The sequence below is a fragment of the Natronorubrum daqingense genome, from assembly GCF_001971705.1.
GTDB lineage: Archaea > Halobacteriota > Halobacteria > Halobacteriales > Natrialbaceae > Natronorubrum > Natronorubrum daqingense.
This window is the reverse complement of record NZ_CP019327.1, coordinates 2,171,239-2,188,818: the sequence shown is the minus strand read 5'-3', so window position 1 is coordinate 2,188,818 and position 17,580 is coordinate 2,171,239. Positions and strand designations below refer to the sequence as shown.

The following is a 17,580-nucleotide window of genomic DNA, read 5'->3' as shown; positions in this document are numbered from 1 at the left end:
TACCGGTCGAACAGGATCGATGGCCCGAATCGACGTGGCACCGACAGAATATAGTTCCAGCCTCGGCTTTACTCCACCAGTATGTCCGATGGTGTCTTCGACGGCTACGGCGGCCGTCACGTCCCCGACCCGCTTCTCGAGCCACTCGAGCAACTCGCGACGGCCTACGACGACGTCGCCGAGAGCGAGGCGTTCCAGACCGAACTGCGCGACCTCCTCGAGGAGTTCGCCGGGCGACCGACCCCGCTGTACTACGCCCGAAACCTGAGTGAACGCTACGGGGCCGAAATCTACCTCAAACGCGAGGATCTGCTCCACGGCGGCGCACACAAGATCAACAACGTGCTCGGGCAGGCGCTGCTGGCCAAACGCGCCGGTCGAGAGCGACTGATCGCCGAGACGGGGGCCGGCCAACACGGCACCGCGACGGCCATGGTCGGCGCGCTGCTCGACCTCGAGACGGAGATCTACATGGGCGCGAAAGACGTCGCGCGCCAGGAGATGAACGTCTTCAGGATGCGACTCATGGGTGCCGAGGTCAACGAGGTCACGCGCGGCGAGCAGGGCCTCGCAGACGCCGTCGACGCCGCGCTCGAGGATTTCGCGGAGAACGTCGACGACACCCACTACCTCGTGGGCAGCGTCGTCGGCCCCGATCCGTTCCCGCGGATGGTCCGGGACTTCCAGTCCGTCATCGGGCGAGAAGCCCGCGCGCAGATTCGCGACCGGACGGGCGGCCTCCCCGACGCCGCGGTCGCCTGCGTCGGCGGCGGGTCGAACGCCATCGGCCTCTTTCACGCCTTCCGAGACGACGACGTGGACTTTTACGGTGCCGAAGGCGGCGGTGAGGGTGCGGACTCGAGTCGCCACGCGGCGCCGCTGGCGTCGGGGGCCGACGACGTCATCCACGGCATGAAGACTCGAGTCATCGACGACGACGTCGACGTCCACTCCGTCTCGGCCGGCCTCGACTACCCCGGCGTCGGTCCGGAACACGCCATGTACCGTGCCGTCGGCCGCTGTGAGTACACCGGAATCACCGACGAAGAGGCCCTCGCGGCCTTCCGCGAACTGAGCGAGACGGAAGGCATCGTCCCCGCCCTCGAGTCCAGTCACGCCATCGCCCGCGCGATCCACCTCGCCGAAGCCGGCGAGCACGACACCATCCTCGTGAACCTCTCGGGCCGTGGCGACAAGGATATGGAAACCGCCGCCTCGAAGTTCGACCTGTAACTCGAAGTCTCTCACTCCCGTCCGTTCTCGTTCTCTCTGTTCTCGTTTCGTCCGTTCTCACTCCCCTTCGTTCTCGGTCTTTCAGTTGTCGTTCTCTCCGTTCTCGTTTCGACCCGTCGCCCGAACCACGCGCGGTGGCGCACGCTGTGGTGGGGTGAGCGAACGCGAATCCCACCACGAAGCCGTGCGAGGGATGAGGACCGCAGCGACGTGAGGAGCGAGGACCGCAATCGGCTGGGGAGGACGTGGAAATCCCTGCTGCCAGAGTGAACGAAACGCTCGCTGTAGCCTTCATGAGTGTGTTATAGAACTCTTCAATCCCCTTCGAAGTGACCGAAGTAATCGAAGTGACAGATACAGGAGATGGAGGAAACACTACTGAGCACTTATACGAGAATATGAAGTAGTGCTCCGGCTGAGCAAAGTATTGCACCAATAGCAACAATTTCAATACTCTGCCTTTCTGTAAGTTCTGAGGATTCTCTTATAAAGAGAGCATATCCAGTCTGAGAAAGAATAGCCAGAGCACCGACAGCCATCAGTGAAGTTCCGAGGCTAATTCCCTGCGAGAGAATCTCGCTAAAACCCACAAATCCCACACTAAGACCAATGATTCCCATTAAGAGATGATAGAGATACCACTGGTTCATACGACTGTTATTTGAAACAAGTCCTAAATATCCATCCATATTTCTCTGTCAGGTTCGCACGCTCTATCTAACGGCTGGTTCGTTGAAGGTCCTGGTGAAAAAATCCTGTGGGGCGATTCTATGACACGCTCTTCATTGTACCCTCTCCCCGTGACATCTCGGTTAGGTCGATCCAGGTGTTCTACCAACTCGACTGACGATTCTGACGGACAAATCTACCTATAATAGACCCTGTTCGTCCCGTAGCGTCCGGTACTGCTCGAGGTAGCGATCCCCGATCACCGACTCGTCGTACGCCCCGAATCGATCGTCGAAGTCGCGGTACTCGAGGTTGCCCGCCTCGAGAATCGCGTCGGCCAGCTCCTCCTCGCTCGTGGTGCGAAAGCCACGGTCCCAGCCCTCGACGAGTTCGTGGGCGCTCGAGTTCGCGTGGTACTCGACGATGCCGACACATCCCGAGGCTAGCGCCCAGCACATTTCCGTCGGGAACACGCAGCGTTCTGCCGTCTGGGCGAAGACGTGAGCGCCCCGATAGGCTGCGAGCCGTTCCTCGAGCGAGCACTCGCCGGCGAACGTGATTCGGTCGTCGATCCGGAGGTCGCTCGCGAGGCGTTCGTAGGCCTCCCGTTCCGGCCCGTCACCGATGACGGTCGTCGACCAGTCTCGGTCGCGAAGCTCCGCCAATCCGAGTAAGAGGCTCTCGAGGTTCGCGCCCTCGTCGAGTCGGCGGGCGTAGACCACGTCGACTCGCTCGCCCGGCGAGACCTCCTGAATGCTGTCGATGTCGATGGGGTTCGGAATCGTCTCGACGCGGTCGCCGTCGCCCCCTCGCTCTCGGACCCACGTCGCGACGAGTTCCGAGGGAGCGACGAGTCGGTCGCCGCGCTTGGCCGCCCGCTGGGTCCACGAATCGTCGGCGACGCCGTCGTCGCCGTACCACTCGACGAGCAGGGGTGTCCGGGCGAGCATTGCCCCACCCGCGGCGGCGAGCACCGTTGTGGGCGGCCGAGCGCTCGCGTGGACGACGTCCGGACTTTCCGCGGCCAGATCGAAGGGCAGCCGGAGGCAAAACGACCGCCGCGACGCCACGTCGTCCGTGACGGCGTGATACGTAATGTCGTCTCGCTCGAGCGAGGGCGACTCGTCGTCCCAAAACTTTGCACAGAAACAGTGAACGTCGTGGCCGTGATCGCGTAGCACCTCGAGGACGGTCTGGCACCGCCGGTTCGCCTCGGTGTCGTGGTGGTGAACCGTCTCGATCGAGACGAACGCAATCTGCATGTGTCGCGGGACGCAGCGGTGGGATAAAAAGTCACTTCTTTTGGACTGTTCGCTCACGGCGACGGGACTCCACACCACCTACGGCGGGTCTCACAGCCAACGCGACGCGTCCAGCGATCAGTTACTCCGTGTCACCGAATGAGAACGTATCGGTGAAGAACTCCGTCACACGATCGAGAATGCTCTGGTCCTCGTCAGCGTCATCGCCGTCGTCCACGTCGACAGTGTCTGCCTGGTCGTCTGCGTCGTCATCGTCGTCTGCCTCGGCACCGTCGTCAGTTTCGTCATCGTCGTCTGCCTCTGCGTCGCCATCGTCCCCGTCGTCCGCCTCGTCGTCGGCTGTCTCATCGTCGCCGTCAGCATCTTCCTCGTCCGCGTCGTCTGCGTCATCCTCGGCCTCGTCATCGCTTTCCTCCTCGAGTGCATCGTCAGCGTCATCGCCGTCCGTCTCGTTCTCGTCTGTTTCCGCATCGTCTTCGGTCTCGTCGTCCGCGTCGTCATCGATACCGACGCTATCCAGCCCATCGGTGCCGTTCTCGTCGTCCGTGACGTTCTCGAGTTCCTCCTCGAGGTCGACCAGTTCGTCCTCGGAGTCGTCCTCACCGCCGTCTATCGGATTTTCGTCGCTGCTGTTCGTCTCCGGCGATGATTCGCCGGGTGAAAATCCGGCGCCCACGATCGCCATCGTCACCCCGAACGCGACGAGGACGACCCCCACGGTGATCAAAACGGCCGCCGTCGATCGATCGCCGTCGCTTTCGTCCCGTCTCTCGCCCGTATCGTCCATCACTCTTCTCTGGGTGACTCGAGACGCTTTGTTACCCGTACCGAAACCACTCGGAGGGATAGACTCGTTCGAGTATCGTTCACGTACACTGTTTAGTTCCGACTGAAGCCGGTATTACCGGTCTAACAGCGGGGGCCAGCGGACGCTCAGCGAGCCACCTCGCGACAGCGTGACAACCAAAACCACTACCGCGTCGAAGGGAGTGTGGGGTGTATGGACAGCTACGAGATCGAACGCTACCTCAACATCCGCAGCGCGTACGGCGCGTCCTTTAGCCCCGACGGCGAGTGCCTCTCGTTTTTGATGAACACGACCGGAACCGGACAGCTCTGGACGCTCGAGGAGCCCCGGGCCTGGCCCGAGCAACGGACGTTCTACGACGAACGCGTGACGTTCGCGTCGTGGTCGCCGGAGCGTCCGGAAGTAGTCTTCGGGATGGACGAAGGCGGCAACGAGCGCGCGCAGCTATTCAAGTTGGACGCCGAGACCGGCGAGATCACGAACCTCACGGGCAAGCCGGACGCGAAACACCGCTGGGGTGGCTGGAGTCACGACGGAGAGCGATTCGCGTTCGCCTCGAACCGACGCGACGAGTCGGTTTTCGACATCTACGTTCAGAATCGGACGGAGACGGGCGACGAGGCGACGCTCGTCTACGAGGGCGACGGCTGGCTCTCGCTCTCGGGGTGGTGCCCCGACGATTCGAAACTGCTCGTCTCGCAGGCGTACTCGAACTTCGATCAGGACCTCTACGTGCTCGATATCGAAGCTGAGGAACCCGAACTCGAGCACCTGACGCCCCACGAGGGTGACGTCCGATACCAGAGCGCCAGTTGGGCCCCCGACGGAAGCGGCCTCTACCTCGTCACCGACGAGGGCGACGCGGACACGCTCTATCTGGCGTATCTCGACCTCGAGCGTGGGTCACAAAGCGACTCGAAAACTCGATCGGGAAGCGAAGCGACCCGCGAGAGCGCGACTCTCGAGACGGTCGTCGAGGGAGGAGAGTGGAACGTCGACGGCATCGCGCTCGACGACGAGACGGGCCGGTTCGTCTACTCGCGAAACGTCGAGGGCTACACCGAACTCACGGTCGGCGAGTTCGACGCGGACGATCCGACCGCGTTCGAGACGTTCCCGGAACCGGATCTGCCGGGTGGAATCGCGGGCGGCGTCAGCTTCGACCCCGACGCGGAGCGCTTCGCGCTGTCTACCAGCGGCGATACGGTCAACACGAACGTCTTCGTCGTCGATATCGAGACCGGCGAGACGGAGCGTTGGACAGACGCCCCGACGGCTGGCATCCCTCGAGCGTCGTTCGACGCGTCCGACCTCGTCCACGTCGAGAGTTTCGACGAGTTGGAGGTCCCCGGCTTTCTGACGCTCCCCGACGACCGAGGGGAGGGGACCACGCCGGTTATCGTCGACATCCACGGCGGCCCCGAGAGCCAGCGTCGCCCCTCCTTCTCGAGCGTCAAGCAGTACTTCCTCGATCGGGGCTACGCCTACTTCGAGCCGAACGTTCGCGGGTCGGCGGGCTACGGTGCCAACTACGCCGCCCTCGATGACGTCGAGAAGCGGATGGACTCCGTGGCGGATATCGAGGCCTGCGTGGAGTGGCTCCAGGACCACCCCGCGGTCGACCCCGACCGAATCGTCGCCAAGGGTGGCTCCTACGGCGGATTCATGGTGCTCGCGTCGCTGACCGAGTATCCCGATCTGTGGGCCGCCGGCATCGACGTCGTCGGCATCGCGAACTTCGTCACGTTCCTCGAGAACACCGGAGACTGGCGTCGGGAGCTTCGAGAGGCCGAGTACGGCAGCCTCGCCGAGGATCGCGAGTTCCTCGAGGAAATTTCGCCGATCAACAACGTCGAACACATCGATTCGCCGTTGTTCGTCCTCCACGGCGAGAACGACCCCCGCGTGCCCGTCGGCGAGGCCGAACAGATCGCCGAGCGGGCGGCCGAACAGGGCGTGCCCGTCCGCACGCTCATCTTCGACGACGAGGGCCACGGCTTCTCGAAACTCGAGAACCGGATCGAAGCCTACACCGAAATCGTCGACTTCCTCGACGAACACGTGTAGCCGACGCCCGAACCCCGACGTTCGCTGGCTTTCGAGTGGCGGTGGCCGCACGCGCCCGACGACGGCGCTGGCGTCCCAAACAGTTTTGCGATGGTCGCGAGATACACGGATGTGTCTTCTCTTGGATTCATCGGACTCGGCTCGATGGGCGGACCGATGGCGAAAAACCTGGTTTCGGCGGACCACGACCTAACGGCGTACGACCTCGACGACGACGCACTCGAGGCGATCTCCGACGCCGGCGCGACGGCGGCGACGTCCACCGCGGACGCAGTCGAGGGCGCGGAGGTCGTCTTCCTCTCGCTTCCGGGCCCGGACAACGTCGCCGCGGTCGTCGACGAAATCGAAGCCGACCTCGAGGCGGGGTCGATCCTCGTCGATCTCACCACCTCGACGCCGGGGACGACGGAAGCGATCGCAAACCGACTCGCTGACCGGGATATCGACGTGTTGGGTGCGCCCGTCAGCGGGGGCTCCTCCGGTGCGGATGCCGGGACGCTATCGATCATCGTCGGCGGCGACGAGGCGGTCTTCGAGGCGTGTGAGCCACTCTTCGAGGTCATCGGCTCGGACGTCTTCCACGTCGGCGACGGCGTCGGTCACGGCCACGCGGTCAAACTCCTCAACAATTACCTCTCGAACATCGCGCTGCTGGCGACCTCCGAGGCGGTGATCCTCGGCGACGCGGCGGGTCTCGACAGGCAGACGCTCGTCGACGTCTTCAGCGTCTCTAGCGGACGAAACAGCGCGAATCAGGACAAGATTCCGAACTACGTGCTCACCGGTGAGTACGATATGGGCTTCAAAATCGGCCTCATGGAGAAGGACATGCGGCTGCTCTCTGAGTTCGCGGGCGAACAACAGGTCCCGATGCTCCTCGGTCACCTCACCCGCGACCTCGCCGGCTACGCGAAGACGAAGAAAGGCTTCGACAGCGACATGACTCGGGTGTACGACTTTCTGGAAGAATTCATGCTCGAGTGAGCCGACCCTCGAGTCGGCGTCGTCGAGTTACTGCTCTTCGAACGGCGCTTTGAACGACGGCTCGACCGGCGTGTAGGGACTGTCGTCGTACCCGCGCTCGAGGTCGTTCGGATCGAGGCTGAGCAGGTAACAGTCCAGATCGACGATGCCCTCGACGAGCCAGCCGATGGCCTCGTAGAACGTGTCGTCGACCATCTCCTGGAGATCCGTCGCGAGGTCCGTCAGCCACCAGCCGTGGGCCATGAGGAACGCGCGTCGGTGCTCGTCGTCGCCGTCTCGAGCGAGCGTCTGGAGGGCTGCTAACTCGACGGCGGCGTGGTCTGCTTCTTCCTTGAGGTCCTCCGTCGGGTGGATGTTCAGATCTCGGTAGGAGCTCTTGACGGCCGCGAGGGGCTGGCCGAGGTAGTCGTCTGCGTACCAGGACTCGTAAATCTGGAGTCTGGGTCGCGGACCGACGAAGAGCTTCGTATGTGTTCGTTTGAGTTCGTCGGCTGTCTCGCTTGGCTCGTCTACGTCGGCTTGCCACTGGCGGAGCAGTCGGAACCCGTTCTCGAGTGACTGCGGGGAGGCCTGTGCGGGAAACTGTTCGGTCGAGAGTCGTTCGACGGCGATCTCGTCGGGCGGATCTGCGAGTACGCTCGAGACGAAGGCGTAGAGTTCCGCGAGTTCGCCCGTCGTGTTGCTCGGCTGTGTCATAGGTAGGTGTCGTCCTCGAAAGGGAAATCAGTTGGTTCGGAAATCGGCCGGGCTATACTGGGAGCGGCATCGGCGTGAACTCGGCGGCCATGAGGTAGCTGAGCGCGAGCGCGAGTTTGCCGGCGACGACCAGCGCGGCCGCGGCGACGTAGGCTCCGACGGCACCGGAGTCAGAGAGCGCGTCACGACGCACGCCGAGTGTCCCAGCGATCGAGAGCACGATCGGCAAGAGCAGGCCGCCGACGAGTGCGATGCCGACGAACTCGAGTGCGTAGGCCGACGTCAGGTTGTCGACTGCTGGTTGGGCTTCCGGAATTTGCTCGGGCAAGAGGAACAGCGTCGCGAGCACTGCGACGAGTCCGCCTGCGAGCAAGCCGGCAGCACCGAGCGAACAGTTCTGGATGGGTCGCCCGACGTCTCGCTCGGCGAGTGCGGCGAGGCCGACTGCGATGGTGAGTCCGGCACCGAGACCGGTGAGGATCTGCACCGGGAGCAAGAACGTCGGGTCCCAGAGCGCGACGCGTTCGGTCGAACCGGAGCCGTAGGCCATCGCGGAGTAGACCAACACGCCGGCCGCGAAGATCCCGAAGAGTGCACCGACGACGAGTCGGTTTCGCCGGGACGGACGGGTGTAGTCCGCGATACTGTCGAGGAGGTTCATGAGGCCGACCTTGTTCGCAGCGCCGCGGAAGCCACCAGCCGTTTCGTCGCTGGTCGCGGCTTTGGCCGGGCCACCGTCGGCTGCGACATCTTCGCCGCCGTCGGCTGCAACCTCGTTACTCGAGTCCAGCGTTTGGACGTGTGGACGGTTCGTGCCGAACGCAAGCCAGAGGAACATCAACGTCGTTCCCAGTCCGAAGCCCATCAGCATGTACGCGCCGATGGACATCCACGACCCCAGATTCGTCATCGTCAGCGGAATCATCATGGCACGGAACGGTGCCGCGAGGTGTGAGAGCAAGATCGGCGGCCCGATGGCCAGCCCACCTAATCCGACGAGGTAGCCGAACGTAGCGACCTGTCCGTACTGCCTCGAGTCGCGTTTTTCGGCGAGCAAGTCGGCGACGTACCCGGTGAGGTAGGCCCCGCCTGCGAGTCCGATCATGGCGATGTAGACGCCGATACGCCAGTTCCATTGGTCGTACGGTAGGCCGTACGTGACTTCAGTTGGCATCGGTGATCTAGTCCCCCATAACCTCGTCCGCGTCATCGCCGAAGATGATCTGTGCGGACTCCTCGTTGAACGGCGTTGAAACGTTGTCTTCGTCGAGCTTTTCGGAGAGCTCTTCCGGCGTGCCAAACAGCAAGGCGTCCGTCGGACACTCGGAGGAACACGCCGGCTCGAGGTCGTTCTCCTGGCGCGGTTCGCAGGTCGTACACTTGTCCATCAGACCGTTTCCGCGGGCCCCCAGCGGCTCGGATTCCTGTGCTTCTGGAACCTCGCCGTCGGGGAACTGCGGTGCGCCGAACGGACAGCCGACGCCACAGTAGTGACAGCCGATACACTTGTCGCCGCTGACGCGGACGCTGCCGTTGTCCGTGTAGTGAAGCGCCTCCGTCGGACAGACGTCGATACACGGCGCTTCCGCGCAGTTGTAACACTGCATCGGCTTGTTCGTCTCGTTGTCCGTCCCGTGTTCGATCGCGACGACCTGAATTCGATCGGACTCGGGCGGGAGGTCCCACGTCCGCTGACACGCGACCTCACACGCACCACAGTCGATACAGGACTCCCAGTTGGGAATGACTCGTGCCGGTCCGCCGTTGGAATCTTGTGTGCTCATTTTCGTTCACCTATCGCTTGTGTCGGTTGATTCGCTGTTCCTGCCAGTCGAGTTGGCGCTGTGAGAGATCCGGAACCTCGTCGTCCTCGGCCAGTCGGACGCTACACAGCGTCACCTTCGACTCTTGCATCTGGGTCTCGCGATCGTACGCTGGGGCCGTCCCGGCGTTGATCGACTCGCCGATCACCAGCGGCTCGAGTCCCTCCATCTCGCCGCCGAACCGATCCGTCATCTTCTCGCCCTCGAGGATCCCACTCCAGTGGTACGGCGCGAAGGCGTGATCCGGAGCGACTCGTTCGGTTGGCCGCGCCTGCACGACCATCTCGGCGTGTGGCGTCGCGACGACGATCCACTCGCCCTCCTCGACGCCGTCGAGTTGCTCTTCGGCGACCTCCGGGTGGATCTCGAGGTACATCATCGGCGCGCGCGAGGCGGTTCCCTGCGTGCTCCGGGTGACTGCCCCGGCACCCTTGTGCTCGACCTGCCGTCCGGACGTGAGGACGAGGTCGTGGTCGTCGACGGCGTCGATATTGTCCTGTTGGACCTGCGCGTTGTCGAGTTCGACGCGCCAGTGGTCCTCGGTTCGGTCGTTACACGGGTACTCGTCGACGAGATCCGGTCGCGGCGTGACCGCGGGTTCGCGGTGGACTGGAATCTCGTCGGTGAGGTTCCAGGCCTTCATCCGGGCGCGACCGCGACCCCACGGCGCGTCGGGCTGTGGGTTGTCGAACTCCTCGTAGCGCTCGAGGTCGACGTCGTAGCCTTCCTCGTCGAGTTGTTGAGCGACGTCCGCGACGGACGTGTCCTCGTCGAACGCGCCCTCGATCGGAATCGTCGCTGCCGCCGGGTTCTCCGGGTCCGGCAGTACCGTGGTGAAAAGCGGGTACTGTGGCACCCCCTCGAGTTCCTGATCGGTCCACTCCGGCGTGAACGGATCTCGGAGGTGGTCTTCCGGTTCGATCTCCGGGTCGTCTTCGTCGACCGCGTCGTCCCACCAGTTGGATCGGAAGTCCATGCCACCGTCGGAGGGGTGCAACGAAGAGTCGTAGAGAATCGGTGTTCCGGGGTGTTCGTCGTGCCAACACGGCCACGGCAGTCCGTAGACGTCGCCGTCTTGGACGCCGTCGACGTCGTCCTCGTCGACGTCGAGTTCGTCGAAATCGGCCCGCAGGTCTTCCGGACTGAAGAGGTCTGCATTCTGTTGGTGAGCCTTGAGACGCTCGGGCGTCTGGCCGACGTAGCCGACCGACCGAACGCCGAGGTTGATCTCCCGGGTGACGTCTTCGACCTCGTCGTAGTCGAAGTGCTCGCCGAAGCCGAGGTGGTCAGCAAACTCACAGAGCAACTCCCAGTCGGTCTTGGAGTTGTGGCGTGGCTCGATCGCCTGGGATCGCCACTGGAGCTGTCGTCCCGTGTTCACGACGCTGCCGGCTTCTTCGATGTTCGTCGCGGCTGGCAGCATGTAGACGTCCGTGTCGCTGTCCGCGAGTTCGGCGACCTGGTTCGGGAAGACGTCGACGTTGACGATGAAGTCGAGTTGGTTGACCGCCTCTCTGACCTTCTTGTACTCCGTCAGCGAGGCGAGTCCGTGGCCCCAGAAGACGGCCGCTTGCAGCGGATCGGGCTGGTAGATCTCCCACTCGTCGTCCAGGACGCCTTCGTACCAGCGGGCGACGGTGAAGCCGTTTTTCTCCATCAGCTCCGTATCGTGGTATCGATCTGCCAGTTCGTCGTAGGTCAGGTCGCCCGAGGTGCTCTCCGTCTCGTCCCAGACGTTGGCCCAGTGTTCCCAGGCTCCCTGGTCGAGTCCGTAGTAGCCGGGCGTGTTCCCGGCGTCGACGCCGAGGTCGGTCGCTCCCTGTACGTTGTCGTGGCCGCGGAAAATCGGCGTGCCACCCGCGGATTGTGCGGAGTGGCCCAGCGCGAGGTTCAACATCGCGTACGCTCGGACGTTGCCCGTCGCGTTGTTGTGCTGGGTGCCACCCATCGCCCACTCGACGCAACTCACGTCGGCGTCGGCGAGTTCCTCCGCGAGTTCCTCGAGGTCCGAGACTGGCGTTCCACAGATGTCGGAGACCGTCTCGAGGTCGTACTCTGGAAGGTAGTCGTCCCGGAACTCCTCCCACGTCTCGACCATGACGCGGCTCTCGATGAACTCCTCGTCGTGAGCCTCGAGATTGTTGACGATGTGGTAGATGAGCCCGTAGATGAACGCGACGTCGGTCCCCGACCGGAAGTGGAAGTAGTCGTCCGAGGCTGCCGCCGTCTTCGTGTACCGTGGCTCGGCGACGATGTGTTTCCCGCCGTTTTCCTGTGCGTCCTGGAAGTACTGCCAGGCGACGGGGTGGCTCTCGAGGGGGTTGTGGCCGATGATCAGGTTGACGTCGACGTTGGCCATATCGTTCGAGTTGTTCGTCATCGCGCCGACGCCCCAGGTGTTCGCGATGCCCTCGACGGTCGTCGAGTGACAGATTCGCGCCTGGTGGTCGATGTTGTTCGTGCCGTAGAGCGCCGAGAGCTTTCGGATGAGGTACGCCGCCTCGTTCGAGTGTTTCGCGGAGCCGACCCACATCGTGCCGTGGGGGCCGACGTCCTCTCGAATGTCGTTGAGGCGTTCGGTAATCTCCGGCAGAATCTCGTCCCAATCCATCTGCACCCACTCGCCGTCCTCGAGTTTCAGCGGCTCCTTCAGGCGCTGTTCGGAGTTGACGGACTGGGTCAACGATGCCCCCTTCGAACAGACTCCGCCCTGATTGACCGGGTTGTCGTCCCAGGTTTCCTGTCCGATGACGGCGTCGTCTTCGACGGCCATGTGCACACCACAGCCAACAGAACAGTGCGTACAGACCGTCTTCACCAGTTCGTCCGCTGCGTCTGGGTCGAGCGGTTCACCGTCTTCACTGTCTCGCTGCAACAGGGTTCGTCCCCCGACCGCCGCTGCAAGGCTTCCACCGACGCCGGCTTTAAGGAAGCCTCGCCGATCGAGGTCTAGTGATGCCCGTGACATAGGAACCCATACATGTGTATATAGTATAAAGACATCGGATGAGATCTACAATTATTGGTTACTCAACTAATGATAGCGGTTATTTTGATTATAGTTCCATACAAATACCTCCATCTTTTGTAGAATTTTAGTCACTCGTCTGTGACACCGTGACATTTAATTTGGCTACACCGCCAACATCGTGTGATGCCCCGGCCAGATAGAATCCTGCGAGTCGATCTCTCGGCACCACGCGTGAGCAGCGACGCGATTCCCGAGCGATGGCTCCAAGAGTACGTCGGGGGCAAAGGAATCGGTGCGCGATACCTCTACGAGGAACTCGAGGCGGGGACCGATCCAGCCGGTCCGGAGAACGTCTTGTTGTTCATGCTCGGCCCGCTGACCGGATTTACGCCGGGCGAACAGCGGTACGCGGCGATTACGAAATCGCCACTGACGGGGGCCTTTCTGGACTCCTACGGCGGCGGCACGTTCCCGGGTCGCCTCGCCGGGTCGCTCGAGAACCACCTCGGAATTCTCGTCACCGGCGAGGCCGACGAACCAGTCGTGTTGTCGGTCGCCGACGGCGACGCGACACTCGAGCCCGCAGCGGACGTGTGGGGACTCGACGCCGGCGAAACGGACGCGCGGTTTCCGGACGGTTCGGTCGCATCCATCGGACCCGCGGGAGAGCAGGGTGTTCAGTACGCGACGATCGCCTCCGACGGGGGCGACCACCACGCGGGCCGCGGCGGCGCGGGCACCGTCATGGGCTCGAAGAACCTGAAGGCCGTCGTCGCCCACGACGACGCGCCCGACGGCTTAGACGCGCTGCGAGACCAATACGACGACGCGTTCGCCGAGAGCGACGCCGGCCAGTGGCTCGCGGCGAGCGACACGCTCGAGACGGTCGATTTCGCCAACGAGGTTGGCGTACTCCCGACTCGAGGCTGGCAGGAGGGGAGCTTCGAGGGAGCTGACGCGATCGGTATCGAACGGGCGCGCGAGGCATCGACCGGGCGCGAGCGTCCGGACGACGCCGTACCGGGTGGCTTTCGCGTCGACAGCGAGGAAGGCGAGAGCGTCCCCCGCGGCGCGACGCCGATCGTCCTCGGCGCGGGGCTCGGAATCGACGATTTCGACGCCGTCGCGACCCTCGGCGCGATCTGCGATCACCTCGCGCTCGACGTGATCACCGCGGGCAACGCGGTTGCCTGGGCGGTCCGCGCCAGCGAGGAGGGGTTGATCGACCGCGACCTTTCGTTCGGCGACGAACACGCCGCTCGAGCACTGATCGAGGAGATCGCCCACCGCTCGACTCCACTCGGCGACGCGCTCGCGGAGGGCGTCGACGGTGCGGTGGAGCGATTCGGCGGCGACGACTTGATCCCGACCGTGAAAGGGATGGAACTCTCCTCGTACGACCCGCGCAGCGCGGAGACGATGGCGCTCGCGTACGCGACGAGCGACCGCGGCGGCTGTCACCGACGCGCCCGCCCGGTCGAAATCGAGCCGGTGTCCGGTTCCCAACGAAGCGTCCGAGAACGTGCAACTGCAGTCGTCGCCGAGCAGAACCACCGGGCGCTCCTCTGGAGTCTGATCGCGGACGACTTCCTCGAGGACGTGTTGCGCGTCGACGACGGCGCGGAGTGGCTCGCGGCCGTCGGCTACGACCTCGAGCCCGAAGACCTCGCTCGCGTCGGCGAACGCGTCTGGACGCTCGTGCGACTGTTCAACATCCGCGAGGGCTTCACGCGAGCGGACGACGAACTCCCGTCGCCGTTGACGGAACCCTTCGAGGACGACTCGAGTGCGGAGTCGGCCGTCGACCGCGCGTCGTTCGACTCCCTGCTCGAGCACTACTACGCACAGCGCGAGTGGGACCGACAGGGTCGCCCGACGCGAGACCTGCTTCACAGACTGGACCTCGCGGACGTTCCCGACGAGGAGACGCCGATTCCACGCGCGTCAGATTTGGAACCCCAAGACGGAGGTACTCGACAATGACCGACAGCATCGACCTCGACGAAATGACAGTCGACGACTCGGCAGACGATCAAGAAAGCGACGCCAACTACGGCGACTGGCTCTGGCGTGGCGAAGGCGACCCGGACGACGAACCGGAGCCACGCTGGGTCCGCTCTGATTCCGCAGCGACCGACGCTGGCGATGGGGGCTCGAGCGAGGTACCGAAATCGCCGGACGGTGACGAGATCCCGGCCAGCGACGAAGTCGGGGTGGCGAGTGGCGATTCACCAGCAAGCGCCGAAGCGAGCGCGGACGTTCGCGATCCCGACGATTCGGATTCGGCCGTCGACGCCGACGGCTCCGATTCCGCTGTCGACGTCGACGATTCGGGCGACGACGAGTCCGCAGCTCCCAGGACGCCGAAAGTCCCCGGCGGGCCGTCCGGGCCGGTCGGCGTCCCGGAATCCAAGGGCGGCTCCGGCGGTGGCTCCCCGTCCTCGAGCAGCGCGTCCTCGAGTGCGAACGCGGACGAGCCGACGACAACCGCCTCGAGTGGGTCCTCGCAGCGAACGACGAATCACGGAGAGGAAACCGAGGCGGACGATATGACGCTCGCGATGACCTACGAGGCGATCAACCGACTCGAGGACCCGCGCTTTTGTATTGCCGACGCCCGCAGTTGGTCCGACTGGATCGGCATCGTCGGCAAGGTCTCCACCCCGGCGATCCGGAAGTTCCAGCGCGATCACACCATCGAACTGGACTTCTTCGGCGGCTCGGAGAACGGGCCAGATCAGCGACTCGCCGATGTCACACCCGAATCGATGTTCTACGCGGAGCGAATGGTCCTCGTCGGCACGGCCGGCGACGAGTGGATCGCGGAGGCCGCCGACTGGGAGTTCGTCCCGCTCGAGACGGCAGCGGAGAACGCCGACTGGGAGATCGAACACGCCGAGTAACGGCCGATACTCGCCGAACTCTCCATCAGTCAAAATACCTATATTTATTCGATCGGATACGGTTTCGTATGCACCCTTTGGTCGCACCCGTCCCCGGCGGGCCGGAACTTTTGGTCTTGCTCGGCATGGCGCTCATCTCTCTGACGGTACCGGTACTCATCGTCGTTGCCGTCTACAACTTCCTGGACGCGAAACGCGGCTACGAACGGCGACTCTCGGCGCTCGAGCGCCGTGTCGAGGAACTCGAGGACGAGTAACCCGTAAACTCGCGTCGTTTTCGAATGTGAGGTGGTGTCCGCTCACCGCTTCGCTGCGTGCTCACTCACGACGCTATCGCAAAAGCAAGAGTTACGTTCCGCTTTTCCGAAGGAACGAACAGTACCAAATGGTGCGAAACCAGTATGACGTGATCGTTGTCGGGGGCGGGATAGCGGGCTGTTTTGCGGCGGCCACAGCGGCGGTCGAAGGAATCGACGTCGTTCAATTAGAACGTAAACCCCGCGAACAGGGCGGGTTCATCGCCTGTGGCGACGCGATCAAGAGCCCTCGAGATCCAGGCCACTACCCGGGTCCGATCGACATGGCCGCCATCGCCGACGACGAGTCCGTCCTCGTCGACAACAACATCGATCAGATCGAGTACTGGGACGAGGAACTCGACGTGCGGAAGGTCTTGCCCTACGAGACGGGCAGTAACGTCGTCGACCGGTACGAGTTCGGTCAACGGCTCCTCGAGCAGGCCGCCGACCGAGGGGTGGAGCAACACTACGACACGGTGGTCAACGACGTGACCCAGAACGGTCGCGTTACCGGCGTCGAAGCGGTTCGCGACGGCGAGGCGGTGACCTACGAGTGTGACGTCTTGATCGACACCGCGGGCGCGCAGTCGATCCTCCAGGATATGGTCGATTTCGACGGCCTCGACACGCCCGGCCAGCCGACGTTCGAGGTCCCCCACTACACCCACTTCGGGTCGGCCTACCGCGAGATCATCGAGACCGAAGAGCCGGTCGAGTATCACAACGCCATCGTCGGGAAGCCCTTAGAAGAGATGGGTTACATCTGGTACTTCCCGCGGACGCCCACCCAGATCAACGTTGGCCTGGGGTTCCAGATGAACAAGAGTCCGATTCCGCTCGCCGATCGCTTGCGCCGCGACATCGAGAACCGCCCCGAGTATCAGGGTGCAACAGTCGCCGAGCGATTCGGCAAAACGAACAAACTCGGCGCGGCAATCGCGCTCCGTCGGCCCCTGGATTCGATGGTTGCCCCCGGCTACCTGGCCGCAGGCGGTGCGGCAGGGACGACACACCCGATAACGGGCAAAGGTATCCGTGGAGCGGCGTACTCCGGCTACTCCGCCGGACGTGCCGCCGCCGAAGCCGTCGAAGACGGAGACGTCTCCGAGGCCGGACTCTGGGAGCACAACCGCTGGCTGTTCCGCGAGCACGGTGAAGCCGCGAAACTCGCCTCGTGGGACGCCTACAACGTCGCCGCGAGTTCCATCGAGGTGAACCTCCTCCGAGCACTCACCGCGTTACTTCCCGAAAAAGAACTCCGAGAGATCGTCGGCACCTCGACGGAAGTAGACAGTCTCAAGAGCAAACTTCTCGTGGGAACCGGCGTCCTCAGAAACTTCGTTTCGGAGTATCGCAAGCACACCTTCGACGCACTCGACGTGAGCACGGGCGAACTACTCGAGGCCATCCGAACCGTACGGAAGACGCGCAACTACGTCTCCGCGTACGAACACCACTACGAGTCCTATCCGGAAGAACGCTCCACGTTCGAAGGGTGGCTCGCCGAGCGCAACCACATCGATCTGAACTTTTACGAGAGCCTCGGCCTCCCCTCGAGCGAGCACAAGTACTGAAACCCGACTGGGTCGGGTGGGTGATCGGGACACGCTGGCTCGAGGAAAGCCGAGTTACGTTCGTCGTTTCACTCGCGAGTGTTGTCGTAGGACTAACATACTTTGCGTAGTGCGGGTGTCGCATCTTCGAGCGACGACCGCGAGAAACTCGACAGATACGTCCGATTCGACCCTGATCGCGGCAAATCCCTCTCGCCTGTACGCCCGCTGAACCATCGATTGCACCGGCTGAAGCCGTCGACCAAAAACGAGAGTCGCGAACGACGGCGCTCTCGAAATCGGTGCTCGCCG

14 protein-coding genes are annotated in these 17,580 nt (G+C 63.4%); 7 read left to right on the top strand and 7 right to left on the bottom strand.

All coding sequences use genetic code 11. The annotated features are described in order from the left end of the window. Positions 1-81 precede the first annotated feature (81 nt). Positions 82-1,233, top strand: coding sequence for a tryptophan synthase subunit beta (gene trpB, locus BB347_RS10590; RefSeq protein ID WP_076581264.1), 1,152 nt, complete (start codon positions 82-84; stop codon positions 1,231-1,233). Between the two features lie 386 nt (positions 1,234-1,619). On the opposite strand, the gene BB347_RS18990 is transcribed toward trpB, so the two are convergent. From BB347_RS18990 to BB347_RS10580, 3 genes are all read right to left on the bottom strand, one after another. Beyond that, positions 1,620-1,883 (bottom strand): hypothetical protein, encoded by a 264-nt coding sequence (locus tag BB347_RS18990; protein ID WP_139327006.1) that lies wholly within the window; start codon positions 1,881-1,883, stop codon positions 1,620-1,622. A 219-nt stretch (positions 1,884-2,102) separates the two neighbouring features. After that, a complete protein-coding gene (locus BB347_RS10585) occupies positions 2,103-3,164 on the bottom strand; it encodes a glycosyltransferase family 4 protein (protein ID WP_076581262.1) in 1,062 nt (353 codons plus the stop codon). Positions 3,165-3,285: 121 nt separating this feature from the next. Continuing rightward, on the bottom strand, positions 3,286-3,951 hold the full coding sequence (locus tag BB347_RS10580) for a hypothetical protein (RefSeq protein WP_076581260.1): 666 nt from the start codon (positions 3,949-3,951) through the stop codon (positions 3,286-3,288). 213 nt (positions 3,952-4,164) lie between these two features. On the opposite strand from BB347_RS10580, the gene BB347_RS10575 reads away from it, so the two are divergent. Both BB347_RS10575 and BB347_RS10570 read left to right on the top strand, forming a co-directional pair. Beyond that, positions 4,165-6,039, top strand: a complete 1,875-nt coding sequence (locus BB347_RS10575) for a S9 family peptidase (RefSeq protein ID WP_076581258.1) — start codon at positions 4,165-4,167, stop codon at positions 6,037-6,039. 111 nt (positions 6,040-6,150) lie between these two features. After that, positions 6,151-7,023 (top strand): NAD(P)-dependent oxidoreductase, encoded by an 873-nt coding sequence (locus BB347_RS10570; RefSeq protein WP_168170946.1) that lies wholly within the window; start codon positions 6,151-6,153, stop codon positions 7,021-7,023. A gap of 27 nt (positions 7,024-7,050) precedes the next feature. On the opposite strand, the gene BB347_RS10565 is transcribed toward BB347_RS10570, so the two are convergent. Genes BB347_RS10565 through BB347_RS10550 form a run of 4 tightly spaced genes read right to left on the bottom strand, consistent with a single transcriptional unit; the run spans position 7,051 to position 12,510 of the window. Next, a complete protein-coding gene (locus tag BB347_RS10565) occupies positions 7,051-7,719 on the bottom strand; it encodes a TorD/DmsD family molecular chaperone (protein WP_076581254.1) in 669 nt (222 codons plus the stop codon). Positions 7,720-7,771: 52 nt separating this feature from the next. Further along, positions 7,772-8,893 carry a dehydrogenase gene (locus tag BB347_RS10560; RefSeq protein WP_076581252.1) on the bottom strand — a complete coding sequence of 374 codons (1,122 nt, stop codon included), beginning with the start codon at positions 8,891-8,893 and terminating at the stop codon, positions 7,772-7,774. Positions 8,894-8,900: 7 nt separating this feature from the next. Further along, positions 8,901-9,503 carry a 4Fe-4S dicluster domain-containing protein gene (locus BB347_RS10555; protein WP_076581250.1) on the bottom strand — a complete coding sequence of 201 codons (603 nt, stop codon included), beginning with the start codon at positions 9,501-9,503 and terminating at the stop codon, positions 8,901-8,903. 10 nt (positions 9,504-9,513) lie between these two features. Further along, positions 9,514-12,510 carry a molybdopterin-dependent oxidoreductase gene (locus BB347_RS10550; RefSeq protein ID WP_076581248.1) on the bottom strand — a complete coding sequence of 999 codons (2,997 nt, stop codon included), beginning with the start codon at positions 12,508-12,510 and terminating at the stop codon, positions 9,514-9,516. A 186-nt stretch (positions 12,511-12,696) separates the two neighbouring features. Between BB347_RS10550 and BB347_RS10545 the strand changes: the two genes are divergently transcribed. The 4 genes from BB347_RS10545 (at position 12,697) to BB347_RS10530 (ending at position 17,289) form a co-directional block, all read left to right on the top strand. Further along, complete coding sequence (locus tag BB347_RS10545) at positions 12,697-14,496, top strand: aldehyde ferredoxin oxidoreductase family protein (protein WP_076581246.1); 1,800 nt, start codon at positions 12,697-12,699, stop codon at positions 14,494-14,496. Then, positions 14,493-15,416 (top strand): DUF7124 domain-containing protein, encoded by a 924-nt coding sequence (locus BB347_RS10540; RefSeq protein ID WP_236995940.1) that lies wholly within the window; start codon positions 14,493-14,495, stop codon positions 15,414-15,416. Before BB347_RS10545 ends, BB347_RS10540 begins: the two co-directional genes overlap by 4 nt. A gap of 68 nt (positions 15,417-15,484) precedes the next feature. Beyond that, positions 15,485-15,673, top strand: coding sequence for a hypothetical protein (locus BB347_RS10535; RefSeq protein WP_076581244.1), 189 nt, complete (start codon positions 15,485-15,487; stop codon positions 15,671-15,673). Positions 15,674-15,801: 128 nt separating this feature from the next. Next, entirely contained in the window at positions 15,802-17,289 is a 1,488-nt protein-coding gene (locus BB347_RS10530; RefSeq protein WP_076581242.1) for a geranylgeranyl reductase family protein, read from the top strand. Positions 17,290-17,580 lie beyond the last annotated feature (291 nt).

Excerpts from the sequence above, each read along its gene's own strand:
- BB347_RS10560 (WP_076581252.1), bottom strand. The coding sequence starts at position 8,893 with ATGCCAACTGAAGTCACGTACGGCCTACCGTACGACCAATGGAACTGG.
- BB347_RS10575 (WP_076581258.1), top strand. The coding sequence starts at position 4,165 with ATGGACAGCTACGAGATCGAACGCTACCTCAACATCCGCAGCGCGTAC.
- BB347_RS10535 (WP_076581244.1), top strand. The coding sequence starts at position 15,485 with ATGCACCCTTTGGTCGCACCCGTCCCCGGCGGGCCGGAACTTTTGGTC.
- BB347_RS10540 (WP_236995940.1), top strand. The coding sequence starts at position 14,493 with ATGACCGACAGCATCGACCTCGACGAAATGACAGTCGACGACTCGGCA.
- BB347_RS10580 (WP_076581260.1), bottom strand. The coding sequence starts at position 3,951 with ATGGACGATACGGGCGAGAGACGGGACGAAAGCGACGGCGATCGATCG.
- BB347_RS10545 (WP_076581246.1), top strand. The coding sequence starts at position 12,697 with ATGCCCCGGCCAGATAGAATCCTGCGAGTCGATCTCTCGGCACCACGC.
- BB347_RS18990 (WP_139327006.1), bottom strand. The coding sequence starts at position 1,883 with ATGAACCAGTGGTATCTCTATCATCTCTTAATGGGAATCATTGGTCTT.
- trpB (WP_076581264.1), top strand. The coding sequence starts at position 82 with ATGTCCGATGGTGTCTTCGACGGCTACGGCGGCCGTCACGTCCCCGAC.
- BB347_RS10555 (WP_076581250.1), bottom strand. The coding sequence starts at position 9,503 with ATGAGCACACAAGATTCCAACGGCGGACCGGCACGAGTCATTCCCAAC.
- BB347_RS10550 (WP_076581248.1), bottom strand. The coding sequence starts at position 12,510 with ATGTCACGGGCATCACTAGACCTCGATCGGCGAGGCTTCCTTAAAGCC.
- BB347_RS10530 (WP_076581242.1), top strand. The coding sequence starts at position 15,802 with ATGGTGCGAAACCAGTATGACGTGATCGTTGTCGGGGGCGGGATAGCG.
- BB347_RS10585 (WP_076581262.1), bottom strand. The coding sequence starts at position 3,164 with ATGCAGATTGCGTTCGTCTCGATCGAGACGGTTCACCACCACGACACC.
- BB347_RS10565 (WP_076581254.1), bottom strand. The coding sequence starts at position 7,719 with ATGACACAGCCGAGCAACACGACGGGCGAACTCGCGGAACTCTACGCC.